This window comes from Mycobacterium tuberculosis H37Rv, from assembly GCF_000195955.2.
Lineage (GTDB): Bacteria > Actinomycetota > Actinomycetes > Mycobacteriales > Mycobacteriaceae > Mycobacterium > Mycobacterium tuberculosis.
Genome location: NC_000962.3, coordinates 3059854 through 3071543, shown reverse-complemented (window position 1 = coordinate 3071543; position 11690 = coordinate 3059854). Strand labels below are relative to the sequence as shown.

Genomic DNA, 11690 nt, shown 5'->3' with positions numbered 1-11690 from the left:
TTCTACCATGAGCCTCAATATCAAGAGCCAGCGCACCGTGGCGCTGGTGCGGGAACTGGCCGCACGCACCGGCACCAACCAGACGGCTGCTGTCGAGGACGCCGTCGCGCGCCGCCTCTCGGAGTTGGACCGCGAGGACAGGGCACGCGCGGAGGCCCGGCGCGCCGCCGCCGAACAGACCCTGCGCGACCTCGACAAGCTGCTCAGCGACGACGACAAGCGCCTGATTCGGCGACACGAGGTCGACCTCTACGATGACAGCGGTCTGCCCCGGTGATCGTCGATACGTCGGCCATCGTCGCCATCGTGAGCGGGGAATCGGGCGCGCAGGTGCTCAAGGAGGCGCTGGAGCGGTCACCGAACTCCCGAATGTCCGCGCCCAACTACGTCGAACTGTGCGCGATCATGCAGCGGCGGGACCGGCCGGAGATCTCTCGATTGGTGGACCGTTTGCTGGACGACTACGGAATCCAGGTCGAAGCCGTCGACGCCGACCAAGCCCGCGTGGCCGCGCAGGCGTATCGCGACTACGGCCGCGGCAGCGGCCATCCGGCCCGTCTCAACCTCGGCGACACCTACAGCTACGCCCTGGCCCAGGTCACCGGGGAGCCGCTGCTGTTTCGTGGCGATGACTTCACGCATACCGATATCCGGCCCGCGTGCACCTGAGCCCCGCCTGAGATACATCCGTTATATGCATCGCGGATATGCATTAGTAGTATGCTCTCCGGGTGTGACGCGCACCATGATCGACATCGATGACGACCTGCTCGCTCGGGCCGCCAAGGAACTGGGTACCACGACAAAGAAAGACACCGTGCATGCCGCGCTGCGGGCCGCGTTGCGAGCCAGTGCCGCGCGCTCGCTCATGAACCGGATGGCCGAGAACGCCACCGGAACCCAGGACGAAGCTCTGGTCAACGCAATGTGGCGAGACGGCCACCCAGAGAACACGGCATGACCACGCGCTATTTGCTCGACAAATCAGCGGCTTACCGCGCGCACTTGCCCGCGGTCCGACATCGCTTGGAACCGTTGATGGAACGCGGTCTACTGGCCCGGTGCGGCATTACCGATCTCGAGTTCGGAGTCTCGGCGCGTTCCCGCGAGGACCATCGAACACTGGGCACCTACCGGCGTGACGCGCTCGAATACGTCAACACCCCCGACACCGTGTGGGTTCGTGCATGGGAGATCCAAGAAGCATTGACCGACAAGGGATTTCACCGCTCGGTCAAGATCCCGGACTTGATCATTGCGGCGGTCGCCGAGCATCACGGCATACCCGTCATGCACTACGACCAAGACTTCGAACGCATCGCCGCCATCACACGGCAACCCGTGGAATGGGTGGTGGCCCCAGGGACAGCGTGATTCGCCCGATGCGACCTTCGTGTTGTCGAGGAGCTGGCCCACCACGCCCGGCATCGCCGCGGCGCATCGATAGGAAGGAAACGGGAATGCCGCCCAGGAAGAAGCAGGCGCCGCAGGCGCCGTCGACGATGAAGGAGCTCAAAGACACGCTCTGGAAGGCCGCCGACAAGCTGCGCGGGTCGCTGTCGGCCAGCCAATACAAGGACGTGATCCTCGGCCTGGTGTTCCTTAAGTACGTGTCCGACGCGTATGACGAACGGCGCGAGGCAATCCGTGCCGAGTTGGCGGCCGAAGGAATGGAGGAGTCTCAGATAGAAGACCTGATCGACGATCCCGAGCAGTACCAGGGTTACGGCGTATTCGTCGTGCCGGTGAGTGCGCGCTGGAAGTTCTTGGCAGAGAACACAAAAGGCAAGCCAGCCGTTGGTGGTGAGCCGGCGAAGAACATCGGTCAGCTGATCGACGAGGCGATGGACGCGGTAATGAAGGCCAATCCAACACTCGGTGGGACGCTGCCGAGGCTGTATAACAAGGACAACATCGACCAGCGCCGGCTCGGTGAGCTGATCGACCTATTTAACAGTGCGCGCTTCAGCCGGCAGGGCGAGCACCGCGCCCGGGATCTGATGGGTGAGGTCTACGAATACTTCCTCGGCAATTTCGCTCGCGCGGAAGGGAAGCGGGGTGGCGAGTTCTTTACCCCGCCCAGCGTGGTCAAGGTGATCGTGGAGGTGCTGGAGCCGTCGAGTGGGCGGGTGTATGACCCGTGCTGCGGTTCCGGAGGCATGTTTGTGCAGACCGAGAAGTTCATCTACGAACACGACGGCGATCCGAAGGATGTCTCGATCTATGGCCAGGAAAGCATTGAGGAGACCTGGCGGATGGCGAAGATGAACCTCGCCATCCACGGCATCGACAACAAGGGGCTCGGCGCCCGATGGAGTGATACCTTCGCCCGCGACCAGCACCCGGACGTGCAGATGGACTACGTGATGGCCAATCTGCCGTTCAACATCAAAGACTGGGCCCGCAACGAGGAAGACCCACGCTGGCGCTTCGGTGTTCCGCCCGCCAATAACGCCAACTACGCATGGATTCAGCACATCCTGTACAAGTTGGCGCCGGGAGGTCGGGCGGGCGTGGTGATGGCCAACGGGTCGATGTCGTCGAACTCCAACGGCGAGGGGGATATTCGCGCGCAGATCGTGGAGGCGGATTTGGTTTCCTGCATGGTCGCGTTACCCACCCAGCTGTTCCGCAGCACCGGAATCCCGGTGTGCCTGTGGTTTTTCGCCAAAGACAAGGCGGCAGGTAAGCAAGGGTCTATCGACCGGTGCGGGCAGGTGCTGTTCATCGACGCTCGTGAACTGGGCGACCTAGTGGACCGGGCCGAGCGGGCGCTGACCAACGAGGAGATCGTCCGCATCGGGGATACCTTCCACGCGTGGCGCGGGTCGAAGTCGGCTGCCGTCAAAGGGATTATGTACGAGGATGTTCCGGGGTTCTGTAAGTCGGCGACGTTGGCGGAGATCAAGGCGACCGACTATGCGCTCACGCCGGGGCGGTATGTGGGTACGCCCGCGGTCGAGGACGACGGAGAGCCGATCGACGAGAAGATGGCCCGGTTGTCGAAGGCGTTGCTGGAGGCGTTCGATGAGTCGGCGCGGCTGGAAAGGGTCGTGCGGGAGCAACTGGGGCGGCTTAGATGAGTGATGGATGGAAAACCTTGCGGTTCGGGGAAGTCCTTGAGCTGCAGCGAGGACATGATCTTCCTGCGGCGTCGCGGGGATCTGGAACGGTACCTGTTATCGGGTCATTCGGGGTGACCGGTATGCATGACACAGCTGCGTACGATGGTCCCGGTGTAGCCATCGGCAGGAGCGGTGCGGCGATTGGTACCGCAACTTTCGTTGCGGGTCCGATCTGGCCGCTGGACACTTGCCTATTTGTTCGCGACTTCAAGGGCAACGATCCCCGTTAGGTAGATCGGCTTCTTCAGGCAACAGATTTGGTGGGGTTCAACTCTGGGAGCCAGCGCCAACGCGGACGCTCGACGGGCGTGGACCCTGCGGCACAACTTCACGTTTTACGACGCCCTCTACGTGGCACTGGCCAGTCACCTCGACATCCCCCTGCTGACCGCGGACCCGCGTCTGCGCCGGGAGCCCGGGCTGACCTGCCACACCGAGTTCGTCTAGTTGCGGCCGGCGCTAAGGTGAGCGCCGTGGCCGAGACCGCGCCGCTGCGCGTGCAACTGATCGCCAAGACCGACTTCTTGGCCCCACCCGACGTGCCCTGGACCACCGACGCCGACGGCGGACCCGCGCTGGTCGAGTTCGCCGGCCGGGCCTGCTATCAGAGCTGGTCCAAGCCCAATCCCAAGACCGCCACCAACGCCGGCTACCTCCGGCACATCATCGACGTCGGACATTTCTCGGTGCTAGAGCATGCCAGCGTGTCGTTCTACATCACCGGGATCTCGCGATCGTGCACCCACGAGCTGATCCGCCACCGGCATTTCTCCTACTCGCAGCTCTCCCAGCGCTACGTACCCGAGAAGGACTCGCGGGTCGTCGTGCCGCCCGGCATGGAGGACGACGCCGACCTGCGCCACATCCTGACCGAGGCCGCCGACGCCGCCCGCGCCACCTACAGCGAGCTGCTGGCCAAGCTGGAAGCCAAGTTCGCCGACCAACCCAACGCGATCCTGCGCCGCAAGCAGGCCCGCCAAGCCGCCCGCGCGGTGCTGCCCAACGCCACCGAAACCCGCATCGTGGTGACCGGCAACTACCGGGCCTGGCGGCACTTCATCGCAATGCGGGCCAGCGAGCACGCCGACGTGGAAATCCGGCGACTGGCCATCGAATGCCTGCGCCAGCTCGCCGCCGTGGCCCCCGCGGTGTTCGCCGACTTCGAGGTGACCACCCTGGCCGACGGCACCGAGGTGGCGACCAGCCCGTTGGCGACCGAAGCCTGAGGCGGCGTGTCGCTGGACAAACACGCGCGCTCGCGGCCGGGATAAAGCGCCAGGTAACCTTGGGAGCCGTGACCACCGTCGGATTCGACGTCGCAGCGCGCCTAGGAACCCTGCTGACCGCGATGGTGACACCGTTTAGCGGCGATGGCTCCCTGGACACCGCCACCGCGGCGCGGCTGGCCAACCACCTGGTCGATCAGGGGTGCGACGGTCTGGTGGTCTCGGGCACCACCGGCGAGTCGCCGACCACCACCGACGGGGAGAAAATCGAGCTGCTGCGGGCCGTCTTGGAAGCGGTGGGGGACCGGGCCCGTGTTATCGCCGGTGCCGGCACCTATGACACCGCGCACAGCATCCGGCTGGCCAAGGCTTGTGCGGCCGAGGGTGCGCACGGGCTGCTGGTGGTCACGCCCTACTATTCCAAGCCGCCGCAGCGGGGGCTGCAAGCCCATTTCACCGCCGTCGCCGACGCGACCGAGCTGCCGATGCTGCTCTATGACATCCCGGGGCGGTCGGCGGTGCCGATCGAGCCCGACACGATCCGCGCGTTGGCGTCGCATCCGAACATCGTCGGAGTCAAGGACGCCAAAGCCGACCTGCACAGCGGCGCCCAAATCATGGCCGACACCGGACTGGCCTACTATTCCGGCGACGACGCGCTCAACCTGCCCTGGCTGGCCATGGGCGCCACGGGCTTCATCAGCGTGATTGCCCACCTGGCAGCCGGGCAGCTTCGAGAGTTGTTGTCCGCCTTCGGTTCTGGGGATATCGCCACCGCCCGCAAGATCAACATTGCGGTCGCCCCGCTGTGCAACGCGATGAGCCGCCTGGGTGGGGTGACGTTGTCCAAGGCGGGCTTGCGGCTGCAGGGCATCGACGTCGGTGATCCCCGGCTGCCCCAGGTGGCCGCGACACCGGAGCAGATCGACGCGTTGGCCGCCGACATGCGCGCGGCCTCGGTGCTTCGGTGATCTAAAGGTGAGCCAAAGGGTGGCCCAGAAGTGGATGTAGACCTTCCCCCGCCAGGTCCCCTGACCTCCGGCGGGTTGCGGGTCACCGCGCTGGGCGGCATCAACGAAATCGGCCGCAACATGACGGTTTTCGAACACCTGGGCCGACTGTTGATTATCGACTGCGGTGTGTTGTTTCCTGGCCACGACGAGCCCGGTGTCGATCTGATCCTGCCGGACATGCGCCATGTCGAAGACCGGCTTGACGACATCGAGGCGCTGGTGTTGACCCACGGGCACGAGGACCACATCGGGGCGATTCCGTTTCTGCTCAAGCTGCGACCCGACATCCCGGTCGTCGGCTCGAAGTTCACCTTGGCTCTGGTTGCAGAGAAATGTCGTGAGTACCGCATAACACCGGTGTTCGTCGAGGTCCGCGAGGGCCAGAGCACCCGGCACGGCGTGTTTGAGTGCGAGTACTTCGCCGTCAACCATTCCACTCCGGACGCGTTGGCCATCGCGGTGTATACCGGCGCGGGAACCATCCTGCACACCGGCGACATCAAGTTCGACCAATTGCCACCGGACGGCCGTCCCACCGATCTACCGGGCATGTCGCGGCTCGGCGACACCGGCGTGGACCTGTTGCTGTGCGACTCGACGAACGCCGAGATCCCCGGTGTCGGGCCATCGGAAAGCGAAGTGGGCCCAACGCTGCACCGGCTCATCCGGGGTGCCGACGGACGGGTGATAGTTGCGTGTTTCGCCTCCAACGTGGATCGGGTACAGCAGATCATCGATGCCGCAGTGGCATTGGGCCGGCGAGTGTCGTTCGTCGGCCGATCGATGGTGCGCAACATGCGCGTCGCAAGGCAACTGGGCTTCCTACGAGTGGCTGATTCCGATCTCATCGACATCGCCGCCGCCGAAACGATGGCGCCCGACCAAGTTGTGTTGATCACCACCGGCACCCAAGGCGAGCCGATGTCGGCGTTGTCGCGAATGTCGCGTGGGGAGCATCGCAGCATCACGTTGACTGCTGGTGATCTCATCGTGTTGTCGTCGTCGCTGATCCCCGGCAACGAGGAGGCGGTCTTCGGAGTCATCGATGCACTGTCCAAGATCGGCGCCAGAGTCGTCACCAACGCCCAAGCAAGGGTGCATGTTTCCGGCCACGCGTACGCCGGTGAGCTGCTGTTCCTCTACAACGGGGTGCGGCCGCGCAACGTGATGCCGGTGCACGGAACCTGGCGGATGCTGCGCGCCAATGCCAAGCTGGCCGCCAGTACCGGCGTACCGCAAGAGTCAATTCTGTTGGCCGAGAACGGTGTCAGCGTCGACCTGGTTGCCGGCAAAGCCAGTATCTCCGGTGCGGTGCCGGTGGGCAAGATGTTCGTCGACGGCTTGATCGCCGGCGACGTCGGCGATATCACCCTGGGCGAGCGGCTCATTTTGTCGTCGGGCTTTGTCGCGGTGACCGTCGTGGTCAGACGTGGCACCGGCCAGCCGTTGGCTGCGCCACATCTACACTCGCGGGGTTTCTCCGAAGATCCCAAGGCGCTCGAACCCGCCGTGCGCAAGGTGGAGGCAGAGCTGGAATCGTTGGTGGCCGCCAACGTCACCGATCCGATCCGGATCGCTCAAGGGGTGCGCCGCACGGTCGGCAAGTGGGTGGGGGAAACCTATCGCCGCCAGCCGATGATTGTGCCGACGGTCATCGAGGTGTAACCGGCTCACTCTTCTCGGCGTAGGCAGACCACTCGATTTGTGATGCGTTGAGGTTGCGGCCGGTGGGCTCGACGTAGCGCTGGACAAGCTCCTCCGGCCCGGCCTGCTCGGTCAGCCGCCAACCGTAGTCGGCGAGAAACCCGGCTACTTCCTCGGGATCTAAGCCGAAGTGCCACAGTTGACGTCGCTGGCGAACCGTGTGGTATAGCGTCCGGGTACCGTAACGGTTGGTGCCGTCAATGAAGTCCCGGCGGACGTAGGTGAATACCATTCGACTGCCCGGTGCGGCCGCGCGTAGGCCCTCCAAGGTCCGCCGGACGGCCCGCTCGGTGAGGTATTGGGTCACACCTTCGCAGACGAAGAACACCCGGTACTCGGTACGGTAGCCGTGCTCGGCCAGAGCGGTGAGCAGGTCGTCATGCTCGAAATCCAATGCAACCAAGCGAACCGACAGCGGCAGTTCACCGAGCACCCGTCGGACCGTCTTGGCCTTGCGGGCGATGTTGACCGGCAGGTCGACCTCGAATACCGGCATCCGCACTCGTCGCGTCAACCGGTAGGCACGGGTGTCCAATCCGGCTCCGAGGATGACAACCGCGTCGATGTCGCCGAGCGCTTCGTCGAGTTTGTCTCCGATGAAGCGTTTACGGCAGGCCAGATTGGCCCATAACCCGCGGCCGGACCACTCCGAGGCGCTAATGAGTAAACGACGCAACACCGCCGACCGGGTTGCACCGGCCAGCCATCGCAATGGTCTGGGCAAGAACAAGTCCGCGAGGTCGTCGTCCACCAGGCGGCGGCCAGGTGGTTCGTTTTGCTCCACGGCCGCCAACACCATCGGGCCGAAGGCGGTCTGCGCAGCGGGATTTCGAGCCATCAGCTACCTCTTGTTCACAAAGCCCGCGTCGACCGGCAAGGTGACGCCGGTGACATAGCGCGCCTCCTCGGACGCCAGCCATGCCACCGCGTTGGCGATGTCGGTTGGCTGCACCAGCTCGACGGGCAGCGCGTTACCCAGGTTGTGCGGCGCGTCCATGTCAGCAGTGGTTAGCCACTGCTGGAAGAACTCATTGTTGATCATCGGCGTATCGACCCCGCAAGGATGTACCGAGTTAACCCGAATGTTTTGCGGTGCCAGATGGTTCGCGTACGCCCTCATCAGGCCGACGACGCCGTGCTTGGCGGCCGCGTAGCCAAGCGATCCGGGATCACTGCTGCCGATGCCGACCAGTCCCGCGGCCGAGCTGATCAACACGATCGACCCACCGGTGCCCTGCTCGATCAGGGTCGGGATCGCCACCTGTACGGTGTGGAAGACGCCGGTGAGGTTGACGTCGATAACGTCGCGCCAGCCGTCGTCGCCGGCCTGCATCATCGCGATACCGGCATTGGCCACCACGATGTCGAGCCGGCCGAACTCGTCAAGGCCCGCCTGCAATGCGACCGACAGTGATGCGCGATCGCGAACGTCGCCCTGTCTGGCCACGATCCCGCCGCCGGCGTCCTCGACGAGCTCGACGGTGGCCGCCAGGTCGTCGGCGGTGCTCAACGGATAAGGCACGCTGGCGATCTGCTCGCAGATGTCAACCGCGATGATGTTCGCGCCGTCGGCTGCCAGTCGAACCGCGTGTGCGCGGCCCAAGCCGCGCGCGGCGCCGGTGATGAAGGCGACCTTGCCTTCGAGTGGCCGGTCGATCACCGGCGCAGCTGCCCTTTGCTCGGGTCGCCGGCGGGAACCGGCTGCAGCAGTTTGATGTCCGGCGCCCCGACCAGGTGCTCGCCGGCCGCGGTAAACATGGTGGCAACCGCGGGGGCGCCGCTATGGGCCTTGAGCGCCTCGGCATCGGCCCATTGCTCAACGAAGATGAAGGTCTCGCCGGTTTCGTGGAGCGCGTACAACTGGCAGCCGGGTTCGCGGTGCACGTCATCGACCGCGCGGGTGAGGATGTCGCGGACGGTGTCGACCGATTCAGGCTTGGCGGTCAGCGTGGCGACGACGACGACGGGCATGCTGGGGCCTCCTGGAACTCCGCGCGTCGGGCGGCGTGACGCGGCACGATCACTTGTCACCCTACTCAGGAGACCCTGGCAACGAGGCGAGCAGATCGCCGTTACCAGTGTGGCGGATGGTGTAGATGGTGTGATAGCGACTAGGCTTGCCGTTATGTCTAGCAAGACCGTTGCCCGCTCCGGCACTCGAACGAGCAGGTCAAAGGCCACTTCGCGGGGCGCGTCCCGAAGTGCGCGATCGGCCGTGCCCAGAAAGAGGTCGAGGCCCGTCAAAGGGGTCGGCAGACCCTCCCGACGGCACCATCGGTCGCTGCTGGTGTCTACCGGACTCGCCTGCGGCCGGGCCATGCGTGCCGTCTGGATGATGGCGGCCAAGGGCACCGGCGGCGCGGCGCGGTCGATCGGGCGAGCCCGCGACATCGAGCCCGGGCATCGCCGCGACGGAATCGCGCTGGTGCTGCTCGGCCTTGCCGTGGTAGTCGCCGCGAGCTCGTGGTTCGACGCCGCCCGGCCGCTCGGCGCGTGGGTCGACGCCTTGTTGCGGACGTTCATCGGGTCGGCAGTGGTCATGCTCCCGCTGGTTGCCGCCGCCGTGGCCGTGGTGCTGATGCGTACGTCGCCCAACCCCGATTCGCGGCCGCGGCTGATCCTCGGCGCCAGCCTGATCGGCTTGTCGTTTCTCGGCTTGTGCCACCTGTGGGCGGGCTCACCCGAGGCCCCGGAGTCGCGTTTGCGCGCCGCGGGGTTCATCGGTTTCGCGATCGGCGGGCCGCTCTCGGACGGGTTGACCGCCTGGATCGCCGCGCCGCTGTTATTCATCGGCGCGCTGTTCGGATTGCTCCTGCTGGCCGGGATCACGATCCGAGAGGTGCCAGATGCCATGCGCGCCATGTTCGGCACCCGGCTGTTGCCACGGGAATACGCCGACGACTTCGAGGACTTCGCGGACTTCGATGGTGACGACGCGGACACCGTCGAAGTCGCCCGCCAGGACTTCTCCGACGGTTACTACGACGAGGTGCCCCTGTGCTCCGACGACGGGCCACCGGCCTGGCCGTCGGCCGAGGTTCCGCAGGATGACACTGCGACGATACCGGAAGCCTCCGCCGGTCGGGGCTCCGGAAGACGCGGCCGCCGCAAAGATACCCAAGTGCTGGACCGGATCGTCGAGGGTCCCTACACGCTGCCGTCGCTGGACCTGCTGATATCCGGTGATCCGCCCAAGAAACGCAGTGCGGCCAACACCCACATGGCCGGCGCCATCGGTGAGGTGCTGACCCAGTTCAAGGTCGACGCGGCCGTCACGGGCTGCACCCGCGGGCCCACCGTCACCCGCTACGAGGTCGAACTGGGGCCCGGCGTCAAGGTCGAGAAGATCACCGCGCTGCAGCGCAACATCGCCTACGCGGTGGCTACCGAGAGCGTGCGCATGCTGGCACCGATCCCCGGCAAGTCCGCCGTCGGCATCGAGGTACCCAACACCGACCGGGAAATGGTGCGGTTGGCCGACGTGCTCACCGCACGAGAGACCCGTCGCGACCATCATCCGTTGGTGATCGGGCTGGGCAAGGACATCGAAGGCGACTTCATCTCGGCCAACCTGGCCAAGATGCCGCACCTGCTGGTGGCCGGCTCGACGGGCTCGGGAAAGTCCAGCTTCGTCAACTCCATGCTGGTGTCGCTGTTGACCCGGGCCACCCCGGAAGAGGTCAGGATGATCCTGATCGACCCGAAGATGGTGGAACTGACGCCGTATGAAGGCATTCCGCATCTGATCACGCCGATCATCACCCAGCCGAAGAAGGCCGCGGCCGCGCTGGCCTGGCTGGTCGACGAGATGGAGCAGCGCTACCAGGACATGCAGGCCTCCCGGGTGCGCCACATCGACGACTTCAACGACAAGGTGCGATCCGGGGCCATCACCGCGCCGCTGGGCAGCCAGCGCGAGTATCGGCCCTACCCCTACGTGGTGGCCATCGTCGACGAGTTGGCCGACCTCATGATGACCGCGCCGCGTGACGTCGAGGACGCCATCGTGCGGATCACCCAGAAAGCCCGCGCCGCCGGCATCCACCTGGTGCTGGCCACCCAGCGCCCGTCGGTGGACGTGGTCACCGGGCTGATCAAGACCAACGTGCCGTCGCGGCTGGCGTTTGCCACCTCGTCGCTGACCGACAGCCGGGTGATCCTGGACCAGGCGGGCGCGGAAAAGCTGATCGGCATGGGCGACGGCCTGTTCTTGCCGATGGGTGCGAGCAAACCCCTCCGGCTGCAGGGCGCTTACGTCTCCGACGAAGAGATCCACGCCGTCGTCACCGCCTGCAAGGAACAGGCCGAACCCGAATACACCGAGGGCGTCACCACGGCTAAACCCACCGCGGAGCGCACCGACGTCGACCCCGACATCGGCGACGACATGGACGTCTTCCTGCAGGCCGTGGAACTGGTGGTGTCCAGCCAGTTCGGGTCGACGTCGATGCTGCAGCGCAAGCTGCGGGTCGGCTTCGCCAAAGCGGGCCGTTTGATGGACCTGATGGAGACCCGCGGCATCGTCGGGCCCAGCGAAGGCTCGAAGGCCCGTGAGGTGCTGGTCAAGCCCGACGAGTTGGCGGGCACACTGGCCGCGATCCGGGGTGACGGCGGCGAGTAGC

Annotated in this window: 12 protein-coding genes; 9 read left to right on the top strand and 3 right to left on the bottom strand. The window is 65.5% G+C overall.

Annotated elements, in window-relative coordinates; all coding sequences use genetic code 11:
• Positions 1 to 7: 7 nt before the first annotated feature.
• The 8 genes from vapB42 to Rv2752c all read left to right on the top strand — a co-directional run bounded on the left by vapB42 (position 8) and on the right by Rv2752c (position 7029).
• Positions 8 to 277 carry an antitoxin VapB42 gene (vapB42, locus tag Rv2760c; RefSeq protein NP_217276.1) on the top strand — a complete coding sequence of 90 codons (270 nt, stop codon included), beginning with the start codon at positions 8 to 10 and terminating at the stop codon, positions 275 to 277.
• Positions 274 to 669 (top strand): ribonuclease VapC42, encoded by a 396-nt coding sequence (vapC42, locus tag Rv2759c; protein ID NP_217275.1) that lies wholly within the window; start codon positions 274 to 276, stop codon positions 667 to 669. Before vapB42 ends, vapC42 begins: the two co-directional genes overlap by 4 nt.
• A gap of 25 nt (positions 670 to 694) precedes the next feature.
• On the top strand, positions 695 to 961 hold the full coding sequence (vapB21, locus tag Rv2758c) for an antitoxin VapB21 (protein NP_217274.1): 267 nt from the start codon (positions 695 to 697) through the stop codon (positions 959 to 961).
• Entirely contained in the window at positions 958 to 1374 is a 417-nt protein-coding gene (vapC21, locus tag Rv2757c) for a ribonuclease VapC21 (RefSeq protein ID NP_217273.1), read from the top strand. The genes vapB21 and vapC21 overlap by 4 nt, the downstream gene beginning before the upstream one ends.
• An 86-nt stretch (positions 1375 to 1460) precedes the next feature.
• A complete protein-coding gene (gene hsdM / locus Rv2756c) occupies positions 1461 to 3083 on the top strand; it encodes a type I restriction/modification system DNA methylase HsdM (RefSeq protein NP_217272.1) in 1623 nt (540 codons plus the stop codon).
• A 515-nt stretch (positions 3084 to 3598) separates the two neighbouring features.
• A complete protein-coding gene (gene thyX, locus Rv2754c; RefSeq protein NP_217270.1) occupies positions 3599 to 4351 on the top strand; it encodes a thymidylate synthase ThyX in 753 nt (250 codons plus the stop codon).
• A 68-nt stretch (positions 4352 to 4419) separates the two neighbouring features.
• Complete coding sequence (gene dapA / locus Rv2753c; protein ID NP_217269.1) at positions 4420 to 5322, top strand: 4-hydroxy-tetrahydrodipicolinate synthase; 903 nt, start codon at positions 4420 to 4422, stop codon at positions 5320 to 5322.
• A gap of 30 nt (positions 5323 to 5352) precedes the next feature.
• A complete protein-coding gene (locus Rv2752c; RefSeq protein NP_217268.1) occupies positions 5353 to 7029 on the top strand; it encodes a ribonuclease J in 1677 nt (558 codons plus the stop codon).
• Here the strand turns inward: Rv2752c and Rv2751 are convergent.
• From Rv2751 to Rv2749, 3 genes are read right to left on the bottom strand one after another with little or no spacing between them, the layout of a single operon-like run.
• The gene (locus Rv2751; protein NP_217267.1) at positions 7016 to 7906 is read right to left on the bottom strand and encodes a hypothetical protein; all 891 of its coding nucleotides are present in this window, start codon (positions 7904 to 7906) and stop codon (positions 7016 to 7018) included. The genes Rv2752c and Rv2751 overlap by 14 nt on opposite strands.
• A 3-nt stretch (positions 7907 to 7909) precedes the next feature.
• The gene (locus Rv2750; RefSeq protein ID NP_217266.1) at positions 7910 to 8728 is read right to left on the bottom strand and encodes a dehydrogenase; all 819 of its coding nucleotides are present in this window, start codon (positions 8726 to 8728) and stop codon (positions 7910 to 7912) included.
• Positions 8725 to 9039: a hypothetical protein gene (locus Rv2749; protein NP_217265.1), complete on the bottom strand. Its 315-nt coding sequence runs from the start codon at positions 9037 to 9039 to the stop codon at positions 8725 to 8727. Before Rv2749 ends, Rv2750 begins: the two co-directional genes overlap by 4 nt.
• Here Rv2749 and ftsK point away from each other — a divergent pair.
• Entirely contained in the window at positions 9038 to 11689 is a 2652-nt protein-coding gene (gene ftsK / locus Rv2748c) for a DNA translocase FtsK (protein NP_217264.1), read from the top strand. The genes Rv2749 and ftsK overlap by 2 nt on opposite strands.
• Position 11690 lies beyond the last annotated feature (1 nt).